Genomic DNA, 19,277 nt, shown 5'->3' with positions numbered 1-19,277 from the left:
CCCTGGAAGCATATGATATCGTGGATATTCATGTGAAGGGATTGAGTGATGTTGAGATGCATGCCTTTTAATCAGTCATACTGCTATGTGGAGCCGGCCGTCGAGACCGGAGTGATGAGGGAAACCGTGCAACATGATGAAATAGCAGACTTAACAGCAGGAATCAGCCATAAGGCTTCTTCCGTGGATCTGTACAGTCGATTGGTGAACGAAACCGGTGACCGGGAGGCGCAGGACACCCTCCTAGAACTGATGGAGAATGAGCAGAGGATGTGTTGGCAGTTGACGAACTGGTATATGTCCCTGACGGGGACGGCGCCGGTATGCCATATCGAAACCATTCCATTCCGCTCATATGAGGAAGGACTTCAGATTGCCTATGACCGGGAACTGAGCAGATATGAAGAGTTTTCGAGAGTGGGAGCTTCAGGTCAGCATTCCCAGGTATATGGCGTACTGCTGAACGCCAATCAGGGCGGATGGGAGCACGCGAAGCGCCTTTGTGCCATCGGGGCAGGCCGGAATCAGCGTGTCGTCCTCAAGGATTATGGCCCGAGTCCATTCTCCGTCAATATCGAGGAAGCGACACTAGAAAACAATACATTCCGCACGGCCCTGTGGACGGGAAATCATCTTCAGGTCACCCTCATGAGCATCAAACCGGGAGAGGATATCGGTCTTGAGATCCATCCTGACACCGATCAATTCCTGCGTCTTGAAGGAGGGCAGGGAATCGTACAGATGGGCGACCGTCCGGAGAATCTCTATTACCAGCAGCCCGTCAAGGATGCATCTGCGATCATGGTGCCTGCAGGAACGTGGCATAATGTGATCAACACGGGGAACACCCCGATCAAGCTCTACTCCATCTATGCCCCTCCGCACCATGCGAGGGGAACGGTGCACAAAACCAAAGCCGATGCCGAGGCGGCGGAAAACCAGCCGAGACTTCCATATTCCAACGGGGTCTGGTGGTAAGAAGGGCAGCTCCCAATGGGGGCTGTTTTTTTTGATTCTATTCCCCGTTGAAATCATATACTTTCAGACTAGAAAATTGAAAACGCTCTCTTCCGGAAATTGAAACAAATGTATTGTAAATGGGAGAGGGCTCTGCTAAAATCAACAAGAATTTCAACGCAGTAGAAAGGTGTTCAAGCCATGAATCAACAACCACAAGGAAAAGAGCGGATCGCCCTCGCGTTCCTTCTCAGTATGCTCGGTATACTGGGACCTCTTAATATCGATATGTATCTACCCAGTTTTCCCGGGATTGCCAAAGACCTCGGAGCAAGTGCCTCGATGGTCCAGCTCAGTCTGACGGCCTGCCTCATCGGTCTTGCCATCGGACAGGTCATCGTCGGTCCCATCAGTGATGCGCAGGGGAGGAGGAAACCGCTTCTCATCTCCATCTTCCTCTTTGCCCTGGCCTCCTTGTTCTGTGCCCTGGCACCGAACATCACCGTCCTCATCGGAGCAAGATTCCTCCAAGGCTTCACGGCTTCTGCCGGAATCGTGCTATCACGTGCCGTCGTGCGCGATGTTTTCACGGGGCGTGAGCTGACCAAATTCTTCGCGCTCCTCATGGTCATCAATGCAACGGCACCGATGATCGCACCGATTACGGGTGGAGCGATCCTCTTGCTGCCATTCGCCAGCTGGCATACGATCTTCTATGCACTGTGCCTGATCGGATTCGTCATCGTCCTCATGATCTTCCTGAAGCTGAAGGAAACCCTTCCGCCCGAGAAGCGGATTCCGAGTACGCTCGGCTCATCCATGCGTACGATGGGAAGCCTCATGGTAGACCGCTCCTTCATCGGATATGTCCTGACGATCGGACTCATCCACGGAGGAAGCTTTGCCTATGTATCGGGAACACCTTTCGTGTATCAGGGGATCTACGGAGTATCGGAGCAGACGTTCAGCATCCTGTTCGGTATCAACGGACTGGCCATCATCTCAGGGAGCTTCATCATCGGGCGCTTCAGTGAGTATGTCGGAGAACGGAATCTATTGAAGACAGCCGTCATCGTCTCCATCAGTGCGACGGCGATCCTGCTGATTGCCACCTTCATCCAAGGACCGCTGGCCACCATCGTCATCCCGATCTTCCTGTATATGATCTCGATCGGAATGATCTTGACGAGTACCTTCACCCTGGCCATGGAAAAACAGGGCCACAGGGCAGGCAGTGCAAGTGCCCTCCTCGGGATGCTGCCCCTCGTCGTCGGCGCCATCGTTTCTCCCCTTGTCGGGATCAACGAAGCTTCACCGGTTCCCATGGGAGCCATCCTGTTCACCACCGCCCTCCTGGGGGCCATCGCATTCTTCACGTTCACCAAAGAAGTACAAGAAGCATAAGGGGCTCCCTTGTGCTTCTTTTTTTGTATCAGAAAATGGAAAAATATTCTCAAGATGGGGTGACAGTGATATGATGCAAGGAAAAGGAGGGTTCATCATGATTGCAACGATGGATATAAACGATCCGCTCCAGGCACAAACCGTCTTATCCATGCAGCTCCGTTCTTACAAGGTAGAAGCAGGGCTGATTGGAACGGACGATATCCCGCCATTGAAAGAAACCACCGAAGACCTGCAACAATGCGGAGAAACATTCCTGGGCTGGTTTGAAGATGGTGTTCTATGCGGGGCGATTGCCTATAAAAAAGAAGGAAACGAGGTGGACATCCACCGTCTCATCGTAGATCCTGCACACTTCCGCAGAGGCATTGCCGGGAAGCTTCTGCAGGAATTGGAACGGTCACATCCCCATTCTCTCTACAAAGTGGCGACAGCAGAGAAGAATCTGCCCGCCATCAGGTTTTATGAAAAATCAGGGTATGAAAAGGTCCGAACGCTCACAATCAACGATATTCTGAGTCTGGTATTCTTTGAAAAGGAGAGAAGGCGATGAAGTCAACTGCCATTCTTCTCTATCCACAATTCAGCGAATATGAATTGAGCGTCGCCCTCTCCATTCTCATGCAGGGCGGTAAGCCTGTCAGGATTCTCACCAGTGACGGAAATCCGGTAAGGGGGGAGGCGGGGCTGAAGGTGATGCCCGAACAATCGATCATGGAGGCCAAGAAATCCGAATTCGACAGTCTTCTATTGACCGGATGCATGGACATTTTTCAGTTAGAAGCGGAAGAAACGATCTTCAGTTTCATTAAAGAGTTTCATGATTCAGGGGCGGTCATCGCAAGCATCTCAAGCTCGCCATTCCTTCTAGCCAAGGCAGGGGTCCTTGAAGGGAAACGATACACGATTGGCATGACAGAAGAAAAACGTCAGAAGGCAGGCGTGTTTGATCATTCCCTTTACCGCGATGAGCTGGTTGTAACGGATGGGAAAATCATTACGGCAAGGGGCCGTGGATTCATCCGTTTCGGTTCTGAGTTTGGCCGTGCCCTCAATGTCAACTTTGATGACCGCTGGTATAAGGAAGACTAGAAGAGACAGGTCTCAACCCCCATCATGGGAAGTAGGACCTGTTTTATATTAGTGAGATTGAATTTTCAGTCTACTTACTTTATAATCAGTTTGAATCCGAGAGGGAAGTCGATTTTTTTCAGGTAAAAGAGAAAGCGCTTACCCTAATCGGAGATTAGCGCAAAGAGTGGTGTCACCCACGGCTCAATGCGGACAGAAGGGATGGGAGAAAATGAAGGCAATAAAGCCGATTTCGGCCGTCGTACTATCACTTGTGATTTCACAAAGCGCTCTTGGAGGCGTCCAGGCAGGGGCGAAACAAGGGGTGGATCCGGTACCGGAACCGCCGTCAGGCTACTTCATCGATACATATAAGAATAATGTGTCGGGCAATAAGACCGCGAGCAATCCGACCATCAGCGTCCTCTCACAGTACAACAGAATCTGGCAACCGGGGGAAACCTGGGATTCAGGTGTCGTACTGGATCAATCGGTCCATGAACATAATATTCAAACCGTGTTGGACAAGACGTCCTCCCGCTCAAAGGCTCAAGCGGATGCCGCCTATCTGGATGACCGCGTGAGCCAGAGTTACAGTGCCCTTGATGGACTCGGGTCCCTCACGGATATCTACCGGAGGGATGCCAACGCCACCACCACCATCACGGGGATCCCACAGGATGCACTGACGAAGAAATACACCGATGAAGGGACAGGCGCGGGCACCACTGACTCTGAGCTCGGACAGATGGCCGGACTTGTGGAAACCCTCAGGGGGGAGTACTCGTCAACCAGCTCGGCCAAAGATTATTACTCGTACAAGCGTCCTTTCCGGTGGACCGATCCGTCCATCGTCGTCCCGGAACTGCGTCCGACGCTGAAGGAGGACCCGACCAATGACGGAGGGTTCCCGAGCGGTCATACGAACGCCGCCTATCTGACGGCACTCGCCATTGCCTATGCGGTTCCCGAACGGTATCAGGAAATGCTGACGCGCGCGTCGGAGCTCGGGGATAACCGCCTCGTTGCCGGGGTTCATTCACCCCTCGATGTGATGGGAGGCCGCACGATGGCCACGGCGCTTGCTGCTGCCATCCTCGCAGATCCCGATAATGAAGCGTTGAAGGAAGGCGCCTATGAGGAAGCTCACACCATGCTACTGACGCAGGATGGGAATGCACCGGACCGATTTGCCGATAAGGATGCCAATAAACAGGCATACCTGAAGAGGCTCACCTATGGCTTCAAACCGACCGGTTCCACCAAGAAGCCCATGGTCGTGCCGAAGGGAGCTGAGGTGCTCCTCGAAACCCGTCTTCCATACCTGAGCGACGAGGAACGCCGCCGCGTACTTTCCACAACGGGACTCGCATCCGGTTACCCGCTTCTTGATGATCTTGAAGGGTGGGGACGATTGAACCTATACGCAGCCGCAGATGGATTCGGTTCGTTTGAAACAGACGTCAAGGTGAAGATGGACGCCTCCAAAGGCGGATTCCATGCAGAAGATACATGGGCAAACGATATCTCAGGGAAGGGATCCCTGACGAAAAAAGGATCTGGTGAATTGACGCTCACAGGAGATAACTCCTTTAGGGGAGACACGACTCTGGATGGCGGGACCCTGGTTGCTGGATCTGAAACGGCGCTCGGAAAAGGGGATGTGGAGGTGGAAACAGGTACCCTTCAAAAAGAAAGTAAAGGGAAACTCGTCATCAATGGCGATTACAGCCAATCGAAGAAATCCGTTCTTGAGGTGGATGTAGACAGCCGCGAAGATGTTCTCGTCATCAAAGGGGAAGCGGAGCTCGGCGGCACACTCAAGGTACACTTCCCAAGCGAGCATCGCCCCGGCAAATCCGTCACCGTCATGACCTACGGGAAACTGGACCGTCATAAAGTGTTCAATCATATCGAAACGACCGGGCTTCCAAAAGGGACCAAAGTAAAGACGGTCTACAAGGCCCACAGTCTGGAACTGAAGCTAATAAAATAAAAAGGATCAAGCCGCTCCAAAACGGGGAGCGGTTTGATTTTTTTATTGTAAACATCTTTAAAAAGCGTAAAATGGATGGTAATACAAAATGTGGAAGGGAAGATCATGATGAAAACAGAATTTACTGGAAGGGCTTCTTCTTATACAAAAGGAAGACCGCCTTACCCAAAAGGCATCCTTGAACTTATGCGAAGCCTCGGAGCTGATGACCAATCACGGATGGCAGACATCGGTGCCGGGACAGGACGACTGACACGCCTGCTGGGAGAATTGAATGCCTTCATCACGGCCGTGGAACCAAGTGCCGACATGCTGGCGGAATGTCGTCATACCTGCCGTGACAACCAACGTGTTTCCTACATGGAAGCACCGGCAGAGGAAACCCTTTTGGAGACGGGAAGCGTTGATTTCATCACCGTTGCACAGGCGTTCCACTGGTTGGATAAAGACCGGTGCCGCACGGAGTTCCAGCGCATCTTGAAACCGGGTGGAAGGGTGCTCCTCATCTGGAATTCGATGAAGGGGGATGATCCGTTCGTTGAGGCGTATTCCAATGTGCTGCAGGACTTCACAATCAAGCAGACGGCGGGGAATTCAAGCGGTGATCATCTAAAAGCGAAACGGGAATTTTTCGGATCAGACATCAAACTCGTACAGATGGATAATGCCCATACCCTCGATGAAGAGGAATTGATTCATCATGGTCTGTCGCTGTCCTACACGCCTTCGGCCGATCACCCCGAGTATCAGTCATTTGTAAACGCACTGGGAACACTTTTCCGGGAGCACTGCCAAGAGGGAAGCCTGACCATTCCATATGAAACAGAAGTGACCATCGGATCATTCGAAGGGAGTCATGATAGATGAGGAAAAGGAGCTGGTTACCGGCACTGGTCATGATCCCGTTGCTTGCGGCCTGCAACCAAGGTATAGCGAACGGGGACAAGGAGGTCACTCCGGAAATGGATAACGTGATCTCTACCGCCATCGTCGAACATAATGAACCTAAGTTCGAAAAGACGGACGAACAATTTGAAGTACATAAGATTTATGGTACGAAAGAAGGGAACGGTACCATCGATGTATATCTTTACACCCTATACGAAGGGTATCACTTGGCAACCGGTGACGACATACAAGCAGGAGCCTCTCTCCCTGCCCATATTCAATTAAAGGATGAAGGAAATCGCTACACCGTGGTGAAGTACGAAGAACCCGATGACGGAAGCACTCATCAATCTTCCCTTGAAAGTATGTTCCCTAAGAAGTTGGCGAAGAAAGCCATGAAAGATGAAGGATCGGCCGCGGGTCTTGATCAAGACATGAAGAAAAAAGTCCACGCCTGGCTGGAGGAGGGTTGAGAAATGGAAACCATCATCCAACATCAACATGCAATGGTCGAATGGGGAGCATCCCTGATGGAGCTTGACGATACCCTATGGCAAACCCCACTCAAACCAGGGAAATGGAACATAGGAGAAACACTTGCCCACCTCATTGCGTGGGATGAATTCCTCCTGGATCATCGGCTGAGGGAAATCGGGTCAGCAGAAAGCATGTCCCCTGCCCCGGAAGTGGATGCATTCAATCATGAGGCAGTCACACGGATGGAGAAGGCATCAAAAGCGGAGCTGTTCCGGCAATTTACCGAAACAAAGCTTAGAATCATAGAAGAGATCAAGGAATTGAACGCTGATTACATCATGACCATCGGTGAAAAAGACATCTCCATCGTTCGTTATTTCCTTGGACTGATGGAGCATGATCTGCACCATAAAGAGCAGACCGATGCATTCCTTTCAGATGGGCTAACCATTCAACGGACGGAAGGTGACGAAGCAGCTAAAAGCATTTCAGAAAAGCTCTATTCCTTCAACCTCAAGCACTTCCCCGAAGATCTGAAGGGGCGATATGAGGAGATCACACTGACGCTCAGTGATGCAACGGGTGAAATCAGGGGAGGCCTTGTGGGAGAGATCTGCTGGAACTGGATGGAGGTCAAGATCCTCATGGTGGATGAAAGTCTGAGGAGCGGTGGCCACGGGAGCAGGCTCCTCCAGGAAGCTGAACGGATTGCATCTGTACGAGGCTGCGACTTCATCAAACTAGACACCCTCAGCTTTCAGGCGAGGGGATTCTACGAGAAGCATGGCTATGACGTGTTCGGCACCCTTGAAAACGTCGGCAGGGACCATTCCCATTTTTATATGAAAAAGGATCTATAAGAAGGACAACATGAAAGAACTGCTCACCAAGGAATATGTTTGAGGCATGGAGTGGAATTTGAGACCCAGCTCGAATATGGAGGGCCTTATGGGCAGGGGATCATCTACATCGATCACGACGGTAAAGAACATCTCTTCACCGGGCTCGCCTATGACCTGCATCCTATTGGGAAACTGGAAAGCTATTTCTATATTGATGTAGGGGTGAAGGAAGGGCGCTACGTGGAATTTTACCCAAGCGGAGTGGACCAAGTAGGCTCGCCGATTTGCAGAAAAGTGGGGAAAAGAGTGAACCGGATGGCAAGAGTAGGCGATCCGGTTCTTTGCTCGTCATGCCGACTGGACGGCAGAGGTGTAATCTTTCTTCGTATGGACGGATCCCTCAAGGATCGTCCGGGCGGTCCTCACGACTTTGATGGCGCTGATATGTCCGGCAACGAGGTCCACCTTGGTCTGCATGATACCCCCGGGATGTCCAAGTCTGACAATATCCTCTTTCACTTCAAGGATATCCGATAGAATCGTATCATTCAGGAAGGCGGCGGTCGTCGTACAGATGGCTCCGGTGATGGCGAGTGCCTGATGGGGCTTCTGCATGCTCATCATGCGGATCAGGCAGTCGATGTCGGAAGCGTGGTGGGTGGTCCCGACCACATCCACATAATCTTTCGGAGGTGCGATGATGGTCATCTTCGGGATGGCCGGTGACAGACGGGTTGAGTCTTCTTTGGATGCAAAACCGCATAGTTCAGCTGCCCGGGAACGGATATCTTCCAGTTCCGCAAGCTTTTCAGCAGAGAAATCCTCGGGAAGCTCGGTTCCCTCCAGTCCGACGTCCCTTGCATGCACGAACACAAGGGGGTTGGCGGCATCGACGATGGATACAGGGATGGTGCTCCCGCTTCCTGTAGTCATCGAATCAACAGGATTTCCAGTAGGGTAGACCCGTCCCGTCACGGCCCCTTCAGCATTTGAGAACGAAAGGTAAATTGGCGAACCGGATCCGGGTACACCAGGAATGGTCGTAGTCCCTTCGGTTTTCACCCTGCCGTCTTCCACTTCCACTTCTGCCGTGATGACTTTATTTGTATTCGTATTAAGGATCCTGACGGCAGTGAGTGGTTCCTTCACCTTTACCAGCCCCTGCTCAATGGCATACGGTCCCACCGCTGACGAGATGTTACCACAGTTTCCGCTGAAGTCCACCATCTGATTTCCGATGCTCACCTGGGCGAAGGTATACTCGATATCGATCCCCTCAATGGAGGAAGCCTGGATGATGGCAGCCTTGCTCGTCAGGGAATTCGCCCCTCCGAGACCATCAATCTGACGCTGATCGGGGCTCCCCATGATATCCAGGAGAAATTCCTCCCAAAGGGAACGGTCCCCGGGCATATCCTTTTTATTCAGGAACACTCCTTTACTCGTACCTCCGCGCATGATCACAACTGGAACTTTCATAGAAAAAACCACCTTTCAGGAATCCACTTTTGTTGCTCCCTATAGTATGATAAGAATAGCTATAAGTAAAATAGATAATTTAGTCGTAAACATCAAAAAAATACTTATAATCAGGAGTGATTTGCATGGATGAAAAGGATTGGACCGCTCTCAGCGTCCTGCTGGAAGAGAAGAACATCAGCAGGGCTTCAGAGCGGCTTTACATCTCCCAGCCGGCATTGACGTACCGCCTTAAAAACCTGGAGAAGGAGTTTGGAATCAATCTATTCTATAAGATCAAAGGGGGGATCGAGTGGACGAGTGAAGGCTTGTATCTGGCCCAGTACGCTGAAGAAATGCAGGAGAAGCTTCAAAAGACGAAGGACTATATGCTCAACATGCGAGATGATGTGCGTGGCACATTGCGACTCGGTGTATCAAGCAACTTTGCCCAGTACAAGCTTCCGAAGATCCTGAAAGAATTCTCAACCCTCTATCCGAACGTCCAGTTCAGCGTGAAGACGGGGTGGAGTACGTTCATTAAAGGGCTGCTCGATTCATCAAGCGTCCAGCTTGGCATTATGCGAGGGGATTATCAATGGAACGGGAAGAAGAAGCTCCTTCATAAAGAAAGACTTTTTCTCATATCGAAGAACGAAGTCGATATCGAACGTCTGCCGGAGCTTCCGTTCATTCAATATAACACCGACTCCTCTTTGAAAAACCTGATGACGGGCTGGTGGAATGACCGCTTCAATGAACCGCCCTCAACGACGATGGATACGGATCGCCAGGGAACGTGCAAGGAAATGGTCAAGCATGACCTCGGTGTCGCCATCCTGCCTGAGATCTGTCTGCGACCCTCCGACAACCTGTATACGTACGGATTGACATACGAAGACGGGACGCCTGTCCAAAGGGATACATGGCTCATGTATAATGAATCTTCCCTTCAGCTTGCGACGGTGAAGCACTTTGTGGACTTTTTGAATCAGCACGTCGATATCTCTGTTGGATTATAAAAAATACTTATATGCATAAGTAAAAATTCTATATTTTACTTATTTGTAAGCGTCCCATATTCTTATAGTATCAATTTTCTGAAAAAACAGATCGGTAATTGAAAGCGTTTTCTATAAGGAGGATGAAATGATGCTTACATTTTTAGGTATTTCTATGGTGGTTGTCTTTACGTATTTGATCATGTCGAAAAAACTTTCGCCGGTGGCTTCACTTGTACTCGTGCCTGTCATATTCGGCATCATAGGAGGGTTCGGACTGCAACTGGGGGATATGATGCTCGAAGGATTGAAGACCGTTGCGCCTTCAGCGGCCCTCTTATTATTCGCCATCCTGTTCTTTGGGATCATGATCGATGCGGGGCTGTTTGATCCCCTCATCCAGAAGATGATGAAGATCGTCAAAGGTGACCCACTCAAGATCGCCATTGGGACGGCCGTGATTGCCATGACTGTCGCCCTTGATGGGGACGGGACGACTACCCACATGATCACAATCTCCGCGATGCTCGCCCTGTACCTGCGCATCGGGATGAACCCGCTGATCCTCGCCACGATTTCGCTCATGTCTGTCAGCATCATGAGCGGCATGACGCCCTGGGGAGGACCGGCGACCCGGGCCATTGCCGCTTTGGGACTTGATGCGAATGAATTCTTTATCCCGATGATCCCGACGATGTTGTCCGGGATGGGTGCAATCCTCCTGATGTCATACTTTCTTGGAAAGAAAGAACGGGAGAGGATCGGCGTCATCTCCCTTGATGAACATAGCACAGAGGAGTTGAGCCAAAACGAGGCCGCAGCATCATTTGCCCTGGAAGAGAGCTGCAAGCGTCCAAAACTCCGCTGGATCAACCTGATCCTCGTCGTGACGGTTATGACCATCCTGGTCATGGGCCTCATGCCGATCCCGGTGCTTTTCCTTCTCGGCTTCGTCTTGGCCACCGTCATCAACTATCCGAATCTTGAAGAACAGAAGGAGCGGATCCTCTCCCATGCGGGGAATGCCATGACCGTCGTGCTTCTTGTATTCGCAGCAGGGATCTTCTCCGGAATCTTCTCGGGTACGGAAATGGTCAATGCCATTTCGAATTCCCTCGTCTCGATCATCCCGGAGTCCGTGGGGAAATTCTTCCCTCTCGTCGTGGCCATCACGAGCATGCCATTCACCTTTGTGTTATCAAACGATGCATATTACTTCGGGGTGCTTCCAATCCTTGCAGAAGCAGGAGCGGCATATGGGGTGAGTCCGCTTGAAATCGCACGGGCGTCTGTCCTCGGGCAACCGGTCCATTTCCTGAGTCCGCTTGTGGCATCCACGCTGTTGCTGGTAGGGATGGTGAAAACCGATATTGGTGATCTTCAGAAATATGCCATCAAATGGGCGCTATTCTGTTCCGTCATCATTATCATCGTTGGTTTCATCACAGGAGCCATTCTCTAATAAAAGAAGCAGGGACCTCAAAGGGTCCCTGCTTCTTTGCGTATATGGGCTTCTTGAATGATGGCGGATATTCGCTCAGCGAGCGTCATCACGGTGTACAGGCGGGTGTCATTCAGGAACTGGGAAGAGGGAAGGGGATCGGCGGAATTCACAATCCCCTGGAAGTGACAGTCCCCGACTTCAGGAAGCATCTTCTCGAGTGCCTTCCCCGGGGTGAGGGGGCCGGTGTTGAAAAGGATGGAACCGACCGCATCTTGTTTCCCGAGTGCAGCGTCCACCGTCATGATGAATGGGTCACGGTGCGTTTTCTGGATGGCTTTCAACGTTGGTTTAAGATTAAAAGCGTGAATGGGCGTTTCAAGGGTTCCATAGACAGGTGAAGGGATCGAAAACCGGGTGAGCATCGTTCCGACAAGTGGCCCCAATGAATCTCCTACGTACCGATCGGATCCAATACAGAAAATGACGAGGGTGCGTCCACTTTCCTCCATATCGGTCAGCATCGATTGAAGCAGTTGGAGGAGGGTCTCCGTTTCGTATTCCCTGGATTGTGCCGAGATCCACACTGGCAGATCGGGCTGGCTTCTATCGAATGAACGCATCTCTCAAGCTCCTTTCCATGTGGTCGTACTTCCATTATACATGCAGCCGGTGTGAAAGGATTTCCTCATCATGACAAACCTTTAACAAGTTGGACCAGGTTGTCCACGACACTTCCCTCACCGGACTTTCCGGCGTGTACGAAATAGAAGGGCCGGTAGACAACAAAAGGATCGATGGGGACAAGTTTCCCCTGCCTGAGCTCCTCTTTCACCATGGAAGTGGAAAGAAAAGCAATCCCAAGGCCCCGGATGGCGAGCTGCTTGATGAGGGAGTGGCTGCTTGCCTCGAGGATTTCCACAGGCTGGATTCGCTCTGATCGCAGGAGATCATCCGCATATTCACGCGTTCCGGAACCCAGCTCTCTCAAAATGATGGGGGACGATTCCAGGCTCATGCGATTGCTGGCAAAGAAACGGATCTCATCTCGTGCGATGACTTCTACCTGGAAGGGCTCGAGCCCCTTGGTCCCTTCCACAAGAGCAAAATCGATTTCGCCGTGATTCAGTTCCTCCACGATCGTCTCATGATTGTTGATCCTGAGCTGCAGATGGGCATGGGGATACATCAGCTTCAGCTGTTTCACAAAGTCAGGGAGCAGGACATCGCTTACTGTATGCGTGGACCCGATCCGAAGATGGAACTCTTCCTTTTCATCATGGATGTGCTCCATGGAACGGGCGATTTCCAGCATCTTCTTTCCTTGTTCATATACCTTCTGTCCAGCAGGCGTCAATTGAAAGGCGGGTGAATTGGAAGAGCGGCTGATGAGGGCAACGCCGAGTGCCTGCTCGAGCTTCTTAATATGGACGCTCACCGTCGGCTGGGACAAATTCAGGAATTCACTCGTCTTCGTAAAATGCTGCAGCTGCGCAAGGGTGACGAACGTCCGGATCCAATCGATTTGCATAGGTGCACCTCCATTACGAAACGTAATAAACACTATTCGTATTATTCATTTCTATTATAAACTTCCCCGCTGTATAATTAAAGGGAAGGAAGTGAACAGAAATGGAATGGATTTATTTTATCATCGGTGGTGCGTTCATCGGGATCCTGTCAGGGTTTTTCGGGATAGGTGGAGGAATCGTTTTGACTCCGACGCTCCTGGTCCTCGGCTATGACCCGAGTCAGGCAATCATCCTCTCCTTGATGCTGACCCTTGGATCCACGGTGACCGGCACGATTTCTCATATACGATTGAAAAATGTAAACGGACGACTTGCCATCATCCTCGGCATCGCTGGTGTAATCGGGTCAACGGTCACGGCGCCATTCGTGAAATGGCTTGAAGCATCAAATGGTGCATCCCTCGTCATCTCCATCGCCTATATTGCCATTCTTGGATGGTTCTCCTATCAATTCTTCAGGAAGGAGAAGTCCGATGCGAAACCGAAAGGCAAGGGTGCCGTTCCGGTGATCGGGTTCATCACAGGGGTCATTTCATCCCTCATGGGTGTCAGCGGTGGATTCGTCATGACGCCGCTCCTGTCAAAATGGATCAGGCTGGACCTGAAAAAAGCGATCGGAACGAGCATCACGGCTGCCTCCATCATCGTCCTGTCCGGGATCGGTTCATACATGGCAGCAGGAGAAACACTTGACTATCGCCACGGCGTCCTTCTCATCGCAGGCGCACTGATCGGAACACCAATCGGCTCAACCCAGCTGAAGAACTTTGCAACGGATAAGGTGAAACGCATGCTCGCATTTCTGTATATCATCGTAGCAGCAAGCGTCATCCTCAAGCTGCTTCAGATCCCGACCCTATCCTTGATTCTGATCGGCGCTGCCATGGTTGCCTTTTTTGCGGTCTTGATCAACAAGCAGAGAAAAGAGCCAAGTGCATCAGCTTAGGTAAAGAGACGAAGCCCGCGTCCTCTGACGCGGGCTTCGTTTTTATGTTGTAGCGGTGATGGAACGGGCCATACGAAACCAGTTTATATAAACCAGGATGATGAAAAATATACTGATCCCTAAGGGAAGCCCATAATGGGGTCCCTCGAACACGGTATTATAAAAGTCGATCGGGGTCATGGCAATGGCTGCGACCATACTGATTAAGGCTAGGATGATCACAGATAGCCTGCGATTACCGGCATTCCGGATAATAAACAGTGCAGTGGTGCACAGCAGCCATAAGCTAAGGACGAGTAGTGCATGAGAAATGCGATCCTCGAGATGGGTGTGAAGAAGGTATACGACAAATGATAAGATCGCTATCGCCACAATCGGGATCACCATGAGAATATTCAGCTGCACCAAAGCGGGCTTGCGGACAATGGCTTCTTTTACTTCTAAAAATGATATGACACTATAATAAGACAGCGCACCTAAAGGCAGGGATAAAACAAGGATCATACATACCACTTCATATTAATTATTCTTGTATAATAATACATGGGTTTTCTGGAAAAATCTATAGAAAACCTGCTCCCTATGGTATGATGGTAGAAGTGTTTTGAAAGAATATCCATGAACTGAAACTCTTGCCGGTGTTGAACCGTATAAGAATATGGAACATCATTGCCTGGAATTCACGTAGGGAGCTTAATGCTGTATGGACTTGGAATCAGTAGAACAAATCATCGCCAATTATGGCTATATTGCCGTCTTTTTATTACTCACATTGGGGATCGTCGGACTGCCTGTCCCGGATGAGGTCCTGATGATGCTGGTCGGATATTTCACAAATGTCGGGACCCTCAACTATGAACTGGCCGTATTGTTCAGTTTTGGAGGGGCCCTTGTTGGGATGACCATCAGTTACTTCATCGGCTACAAAGCCGGTCGACCGTTCCTTGATAAATATGGGAAATGGGTCGGGCTGAAGGAAAAGCGTATGCGAAGGGTCGAAAAGTGGATGGAGAAGTACGGATCGTATTCCTTGATCATCGGCTATTTCATTCCTGGCGTACGGCATATCACCTGCTATTTTTCCGGGATTGCCCGCATGGATCTTAAACAGTACTTCCTGTTCGTTGCCATCGGATCCCTTCTTTGGACGTCGGTCTTCATCACCATCGGGAGGCTGGCAGGTGTGGTGACATTATGAAAAATCCATCGGCAACAGCGATGGATTTTTTCGTTTTCAACTATTCATGGAACGTGAAGCAATCCTTGTAAGTTGCTGAAAAATTTGCGACGATAAAAAGGTTACAAAAAGCCTTATTCATTGTTATCCTTTTCTAATTCTTTCTTAAGCTCGAGAAGCAATTCAATCTGCCGGTCCTGTTTTTCCTGGACACGTTTTGAATGGTCCCTGATTGCTGAAATCATGAATCCGAAACCAAGGATTAGGGTAAGAATGACTAAGCTAATGATACATATGCACTCCAATCGATTATTTTTGGGAGGTACTTAAAATGGAAAATGAAAAACTCGATAAACGTTCCCTGCAGGCGGTCTCCCTGACAGCTGTCCTGCTGGTGGCCTCCATTCTCGTGTTCCCGATCGGGAAGCTGGTGAAAGCCGATCTGTGGTTGCCCATCGCCCTGTTTGCCTTGATTGACGCGGGCTTCATCTTGGCTCTCTTCATGGGGATGAGGTCACAACAACGCTTCGTGAAGCTGTTCAGCATTCTGGCAAATGGCGTTTTTATCATCGTGACCAGCTTCATGATCTATCTGCTGCTCATTGCCAACGGGATATCCGAGCCGTGATTTCTTTATAAAAGGGTTTCCAGGAAGTGCTTGATCTCCTGGTAGACCATCATCTTATCTTTTCTAGTAGTATATTTGAACACTTTAGATATTCATTTCATAACAAAAAATATCCACTAATATGAAAGTTGAAAAGGAAGCTCTTCAAGGGGAAAGTGTAATTTTATCAAATCAGTTAAAAAAGAAAGGATATCATTAGAATAGATATCCCTTCTTCAGGTTCATTATAAATACATTTATTCAATTTAATTACATTAAGTAGTCATAAGAAACCATATTCGAACTAACTGAATGTAATCCGTTCAATTTGTTCGCGAACGGTTTCTAGATCGGCTTTTACCTTTTGGGAAGTATCGTGAAGTGCAGTGATGGAATTGCCCTTATGTTCACTAAGTTGATAGATTATATCTTCGAAGAGCAATTCTAATTCTCCATGTAGAGAAGAAGATACGCCGTTTAAAATGTTGATCTCAGCTAGTTTAAATTGATCCAAAATTGCATTTTGAAGGAAGGGTTTAAATTCATTCACAATGTTAGGGAAACCAAAGAATACTCTAGTTAGTCCATCTCTAACTCCACCCAGTGTTCCAGTAATCTCTTCAAGCGGGGCGATTGCTGACTCAGCTATAGCATTCACTTTATTTGCAAGATTCGAGTATAGCCCCAAGAAATCCATAGGAATGGCGACTGAGTCTATCTTAGCTTTTGACTTAATTTGCAGGATTGTTGCTTCAAGGGACCCTTCTAGTGCTGAAACAATTCCTATTAGGGTTCCTACTACTGCTTGGATAATGTTATTCCCAAAAGCAGTGAGAATGGCGATGCTTTCATCGAGAATCAGATCACCTAATTTCATACCAACTAGCATATGGTCTGATTCCGTTAATGGTTCCCCAGAACTATTCAGCATCGAAGGAGCGACTGCAAGTAATGAGCCCTTATTTGTGATTGAGTCAGCCAAATTTTTATCACGCATGACCATCTCTGCCCTGACGAAATTTGTTTTAAAGTTAAACAGTTCAATATGCTTTGACACTTTCTCAATATTCTGGTTGACGATTTTGTAATGTGCGTTTAAATCATTTACAAACACATCTTCTACAACCTGTTTCCCACCGCTTAAAAGTGTGGGTATTAAGTGCTCGCTCAATTGCTTGAAACCTTGTAGTAGATCTACTATATTCTCTTTGAATTGAGAGAGCAACTCACGTGGGGGTTCAAATATATTAGCTACATTTAGGTCAATGTTGACAATATGCTCTACTAGCTCAAGCGGGGGAGAGTCCAGTACCTTATTTATGGACCTGACAAAGGATTCTGCTTTACCCAATAGGGCGATCCAAATGTCCAACTCCAATAGGATAGGAGCAGCTAAGGTACTCATGCCTTTGAACAAGGGATGACTGAAATGTGACTCAGTAATTTCTTCAATTTTATCTTGGAGTTCATTCAATCGTGCAGTGAACCTTTCTCCTTCTTGTTCTACTAGTGATTGTGACTTATTCATATAACTATCTATACTTGTATACTTACCGTGAACCGACAAATCATCCCCGATCATAGCCTTCGAGAGTTTAGCAAGAGCCTCGGGTGTAATATCAATGCGCTCAGTATTTCCGCTGTATAAAGGCTCTCCTGTCCAGATACTGGTGATTATATGGTCATCGGCTGCAACATTTATCTTCTCTCCTGCCACTACATAATGTTCATTGTCGCCGTAAAATCCAGTATGAAAAGGTCCGAGATTTTTAAGTTTATCATCGGCAAAAGGGAAACCAAATGATATATCACGTCTTTCTCCTGGAATTCGTTTATCAAGATCTAATCCTATAAGAGCTGTTGTTAAAACGTCATTGTCTCCATAGTAATTTATTATATTTTTATATTCTTTGTTAGGGTCCATCATTCCTTTGGGTAGTAATGCGGGGTCTAAAGTTACACACCTAAGGTTGTCTTCGTCTTCAGGATGCTTTACTACTATACTTGAGGCTAACGGTCCACCAAGTGAATTACCTGCAACGGAGGTCACGCCGCCAAGTGAATCGTATTTTTCTTTCATTTCCACATAATAACTATCAGCAGCTTCCAATTGTCTTACATTGATATCGCTAAGAAGTTGAGCATCAGTTAAAAGGTCCATTTTTCCATTTTTCTTTTGACCTTGAGTACCTTGGTAAATTATTGAAACCTCTCCGTTTTTTAGGTTTTGAACAGTCATGGCGTCAAGACCTGTGGGATCTTCATATCTAGTATCTAACACTAAAAATTTTGTTCCGTTTACTTTAAATATAGTGTCTTTACTTAAGTCTTTATATGAATGGTACCCGGCAAGCTCTACTAGATCTGGGTCTGATGTTTTTGCCTTTATGTTTGTATTTGTTTGGCTCATTAGTAATCACCCTAATTTTTTTTTATTCCCTCGAAAACTTCTAAACTTATAGAGTTTTTCTTGTAACCTTCCGACGATTCTTTATCAATATAGTTATCGTTTATCTGGATAACATAAGTTCCACTAGGGAGATTATTGGACGTTTCTAATGATTCCTTAACTTTGTTGAAAGTGTCTTTATTGGGTTGCTCTTTAGCGGTTTTCATGAAAAATTGTATAGAGAATAAAAAGTCCTCGTTATTAATTTCTTTTATAGAATTTATTATTTCATCGGTATTCTTTTGTGAGCTACTAATATAGAGGTCATAAGCATCTTTAAGGGCTTCTTCGGCATCCAATGGCTGGACAATGTAGTAAGGTGTCATAAAGCCGTTACCCCCAACATTCTGCAGGGCTTCAATTTTTCTACCAACAATGTTTTTGTCTTCTTCTATTAGCGATTCAATTAGAGAGTCCAAATTTTTAAATTCATCCTTCATCTTCAAGGCGTACAATCCTGTTTCAATCCCTTTCTCTACTTCACCTTCCAACGTCCAAACTTTATCAGACAATACTTTTTGATTATCTGAGTCAATTGGAACGATTGCTGTAGAGTAAAAATGTACGTCACCAATAGACTCAAAGAAGACTGTGACTCCATCTTTGTTTCCTACCATGTTGTGAACTTCTATATCCGTATTATACTTTTCTTTCAGATAATCCTTAGTCGCCTTTACTACTTCATCCTTATGCTCTTTAGCTATCTTTTCGTTTTCTTCTCCTCCAGGTAGGTCATACCCCTCACCAGTATAGGTGAGTGCGCTTTCAAACCTATCTTCAGGGCGATCATCGACTCCCTGCTTCGTATCCGTCTTCTTCGCTTCTGATTTTTTTCCGCTGTCCACTCCAAAACAACCTCCTAATAATAATGAGATGCTTATACCACATAAGAACAGTTTCCATTTATGTTTCATGTGTTAACAATCCTCCTAATGGGATGATGTACGTAAAAGAACTTCTTTATTGTAAAAGAAACTGTAAAGTATTAACAGGTGAATGTACCCATAAATTCAAAAACAGGAAAAACGTCA

19 protein-coding genes and 1 pseudogene are annotated in these 19,277 nt (G+C 48.1%); 14 read left to right on the top strand and 6 right to left on the bottom strand.

All coding sequences use genetic code 11. The features are described from left to right. The first annotated feature begins 60 nt into the window (after positions 1–60). The 9 genes and pseudogenes from AF331_RS11185 (at position 61) to AF331_RS22880 (ending at position 7,653) form a co-directional block, all read left to right on the top strand. Positions 61–978: a cupin domain-containing protein gene (locus AF331_RS11185; RefSeq protein WP_235576372.1), complete on the top strand. Its 918-nt coding sequence runs from the start codon at positions 61–63 to the stop codon at positions 976–978. 180 nt (positions 979–1,158) lie between these two features. Beyond that, complete coding sequence (locus AF331_RS11180; protein ID WP_053428201.1) at positions 1,159–2,361, top strand: Bcr/CflA family efflux MFS transporter; 1,203 nt, start codon at positions 1,159–1,161, stop codon at positions 2,359–2,361. A gap of 97 nt (positions 2,362–2,458) precedes the next feature. Beyond that, positions 2,459–2,914 (top strand): GNAT family N-acetyltransferase, encoded by a 456-nt coding sequence (locus AF331_RS11175; RefSeq protein WP_235576371.1) that lies wholly within the window; start codon positions 2,459–2,461, stop codon positions 2,912–2,914. After that, positions 2,911–3,453, top strand: a complete 543-nt coding sequence (locus tag AF331_RS11170) for a DJ-1/PfpI family protein (protein WP_053428200.1) — start codon at positions 2,911–2,913, stop codon at positions 3,451–3,453. Before AF331_RS11175 ends, AF331_RS11170 begins: the two co-directional genes overlap by 4 nt. 211 nt (positions 3,454–3,664) lie before the next feature. Then, positions 3,665–5,428 (top strand): acid phosphatase, encoded by a 1,764-nt coding sequence (locus AF331_RS11165; RefSeq protein WP_053428199.1) that lies wholly within the window; start codon positions 3,665–3,667, stop codon positions 5,426–5,428. 105 nt (positions 5,429–5,533) lie between these two features. Next, positions 5,534–6,295 carry a class I SAM-dependent methyltransferase gene (locus AF331_RS11160; RefSeq protein ID WP_235576370.1) on the top strand — a complete coding sequence of 254 codons (762 nt, stop codon included), beginning with the start codon at positions 5,534–5,536 and terminating at the stop codon, positions 6,293–6,295. Next, the gene (locus tag AF331_RS11155; protein ID WP_053428197.1) at positions 6,292–6,789 is read left to right on the top strand and encodes a hypothetical protein; all 498 of its coding nucleotides are present in this window, start codon (positions 6,292–6,294) and stop codon (positions 6,787–6,789) included. Before AF331_RS11160 ends, AF331_RS11155 begins: the two co-directional genes overlap by 4 nt. A 3-nt stretch (positions 6,790–6,792) precedes the next feature. Further along, positions 6,793–7,200: pseudogene (locus tag AF331_RS22885) on the top strand (DinB family protein); the annotation flags it as partial. Beyond that, positions 7,183–7,653, top strand: coding sequence for a GNAT family N-acetyltransferase (locus AF331_RS22880; RefSeq protein WP_152915654.1), 471 nt, complete (start codon positions 7,183–7,185; stop codon positions 7,651–7,653). The pseudogene AF331_RS22885 and the gene AF331_RS22880, both read left to right, overlap by 18 nt. Positions 7,654–7,983: 330 nt before the next feature. Here the strand turns inward: AF331_RS22880 and AF331_RS11145 are convergent, their stop codons facing one another. After that, the gene (locus AF331_RS11145) at positions 7,984–9,114 is read right to left on the bottom strand and encodes a 2-methylaconitate cis-trans isomerase PrpF family protein (protein ID WP_053428196.1); all 1,131 of its coding nucleotides are present in this window, start codon (positions 9,112–9,114) and stop codon (positions 7,984–7,986) included. A gap of 125 nt (positions 9,115–9,239) precedes the next feature. On the opposite strand from AF331_RS11145, the gene AF331_RS11140 reads away from it, so the two are divergent. Both AF331_RS11140 and AF331_RS11135 read left to right on the top strand, forming a co-directional pair. Further along, positions 9,240–10,115: a LysR family transcriptional regulator gene (locus tag AF331_RS11140; protein WP_053428195.1), complete on the top strand. Its 876-nt coding sequence runs from the start codon at positions 9,240–9,242 to the stop codon at positions 10,113–10,115. Positions 10,116–10,245: 130 nt separating this feature from the next. After that, on the top strand, positions 10,246–11,556 hold the full coding sequence (locus AF331_RS11135; RefSeq protein ID WP_053428194.1) for a CitMHS family transporter: 1,311 nt from the start codon (positions 10,246–10,248) through the stop codon (positions 11,554–11,556). Positions 11,557–11,573: 17 nt separating this feature from the next. Here the strand turns inward: AF331_RS11135 and yyaC are convergent, their stop codons facing one another. Both yyaC and AF331_RS11125 read right to left on the bottom strand, forming a co-directional pair. Further along, positions 11,574–12,158 (bottom strand): spore protease YyaC, encoded by a 585-nt coding sequence (gene yyaC, locus AF331_RS11130; protein ID WP_053428193.1) that lies wholly within the window; start codon positions 12,156–12,158, stop codon positions 11,574–11,576. A gap of 68 nt (positions 12,159–12,226) precedes the next feature. Next, positions 12,227–13,066: a LysR family transcriptional regulator gene (locus AF331_RS11125; protein WP_053428192.1), complete on the bottom strand. Its 840-nt coding sequence runs from the start codon at positions 13,064–13,066 to the stop codon at positions 12,227–12,229. Positions 13,067–13,167: 101 nt separating this feature from the next. On the opposite strand from AF331_RS11125, the gene AF331_RS11120 reads away from it, so the two are divergent. Further along, positions 13,168–14,013, top strand: a complete 846-nt coding sequence (locus AF331_RS11120; protein ID WP_053428191.1) for a sulfite exporter TauE/SafE family protein — start codon at positions 13,168–13,170, stop codon at positions 14,011–14,013. Between the two features lie 42 nt (positions 14,014–14,055). Here AF331_RS11120 and AF331_RS11115 read toward each other — a convergent pair whose 3' ends face one another. After that, positions 14,056–14,517, bottom strand: coding sequence for a hypothetical protein (locus AF331_RS11115; RefSeq protein ID WP_079515204.1), 462 nt, complete (start codon positions 14,515–14,517; stop codon positions 14,056–14,058). A gap of 205 nt (positions 14,518–14,722) precedes the next feature. On the opposite strand from AF331_RS11115, the gene AF331_RS11110 reads away from it, so the two are divergent. Further along, entirely contained in the window at positions 14,723–15,211 is a 489-nt protein-coding gene (locus AF331_RS11110; RefSeq protein ID WP_053428936.1) for a DedA family protein, read from the top strand. Positions 15,212–15,521: 310 nt separating this feature from the next. Next, complete coding sequence (locus tag AF331_RS11105) at positions 15,522–15,818, top strand: hypothetical protein (RefSeq protein ID WP_053428190.1); 297 nt, start codon at positions 15,522–15,524, stop codon at positions 15,816–15,818. A gap of 283 nt (positions 15,819–16,101) precedes the next feature. Here AF331_RS11105 and AF331_RS11100 read toward each other — a convergent pair whose 3' ends face one another. After that, positions 16,102–18,207, bottom strand: a complete 2,106-nt coding sequence (locus tag AF331_RS11100; RefSeq protein ID WP_053428189.1) for an SA1320 family protein — start codon at positions 18,205–18,207, stop codon at positions 16,102–16,104. A gap of 11 nt (positions 18,208–18,218) precedes the next feature. Beyond that, a complete protein-coding gene (locus AF331_RS11095; RefSeq protein WP_053428188.1) occupies positions 18,219–19,160 on the bottom strand; it encodes a DUF1672 family protein in 942 nt (313 codons plus the stop codon). Between the last annotated feature and the right edge of the window lie 117 nt (positions 19,161–19,277).

The sequence above is a fragment of the Rossellomorea marisflavi genome, from assembly GCF_001274775.1.
Lineage (GTDB): Bacteria > Bacillota > Bacilli > Bacillales > Bacillaceae_B > Rossellomorea > Rossellomorea marisflavi.
This window is presented reverse-complemented; position numbering and strand designations above follow the sequence as displayed.

Excerpts from the sequence above, each read along its gene's own strand:
- AF331_RS11170 (WP_053428200.1), top strand. The coding sequence starts at position 2,911 with ATGAAGTCAACTGCCATTCTTCTCTATCCACAATTCAGCGAATATGAA.
- yyaC (WP_053428193.1), bottom strand. The coding sequence starts at position 12,158 with ATGCGTTCATTCGATAGAAGCCAGCCCGATCTGCCAGTGTGGATCTCG.
- AF331_RS22880 (WP_152915654.1), top strand. The coding sequence starts at position 7,183 with ATGGAGCATGATCTGCACCATAAAGAGCAGACCGATGCATTCCTTTCA.
- AF331_RS11175 (WP_235576371.1), top strand. The coding sequence starts at position 2,459 with ATGATTGCAACGATGGATATAAACGATCCGCTCCAGGCACAAACCGTC.
- AF331_RS11185 (WP_235576372.1), top strand. The coding sequence starts at position 61 with ATGCCTTTTAATCAGTCATACTGCTATGTGGAGCCGGCCGTCGAGACC.
- AF331_RS11140 (WP_053428195.1), top strand. The coding sequence starts at position 9,240 with ATGGATGAAAAGGATTGGACCGCTCTCAGCGTCCTGCTGGAAGAGAAG.
- AF331_RS11145 (WP_053428196.1), bottom strand. The coding sequence starts at position 9,114 with ATGAAAGTTCCAGTTGTGATCATGCGCGGAGGTACGAGTAAAGGAGTG.
- AF331_RS11135 (WP_053428194.1), top strand. The coding sequence starts at position 10,246 with ATGCTTACATTTTTAGGTATTTCTATGGTGGTTGTCTTTACGTATTTG.
- AF331_RS11095 (WP_053428188.1), bottom strand. The coding sequence starts at position 19,160 with ATGAAACATAAATGGAAACTGTTCTTATGTGGTATAAGCATCTCATTA.
- AF331_RS11160 (WP_235576370.1), top strand. The coding sequence starts at position 5,534 with ATGATGAAAACAGAATTTACTGGAAGGGCTTCTTCTTATACAAAAGGA.
- AF331_RS11165 (WP_053428199.1), top strand. The coding sequence starts at position 3,665 with ATGAAGGCAATAAAGCCGATTTCGGCCGTCGTACTATCACTTGTGATT.
- AF331_RS11115 (WP_079515204.1), bottom strand. The coding sequence starts at position 14,517 with ATGATCCTTGTTTTATCCCTGCCTTTAGGTGCGCTGTCTTATTATAGT.
- AF331_RS11105 (WP_053428190.1), top strand. The coding sequence starts at position 15,522 with ATGGAAAATGAAAAACTCGATAAACGTTCCCTGCAGGCGGTCTCCCTG.
- AF331_RS11120 (WP_053428191.1), top strand. The coding sequence starts at position 13,168 with ATGGAATGGATTTATTTTATCATCGGTGGTGCGTTCATCGGGATCCTG.
- AF331_RS11100 (WP_053428189.1), bottom strand. The coding sequence starts at position 18,207 with ATGAGCCAAACAAATACAAACATAAAGGCAAAAACATCAGACCCAGAT.
- AF331_RS11155 (WP_053428197.1), top strand. The coding sequence starts at position 6,292 with ATGAGGAAAAGGAGCTGGTTACCGGCACTGGTCATGATCCCGTTGCTT.
- AF331_RS11125 (WP_053428192.1), bottom strand. The coding sequence starts at position 13,066 with ATGCAAATCGATTGGATCCGGACGTTCGTCACCCTTGCGCAGCTGCAG.
- AF331_RS11180 (WP_053428201.1), top strand. The coding sequence starts at position 1,159 with ATGAATCAACAACCACAAGGAAAAGAGCGGATCGCCCTCGCGTTCCTT.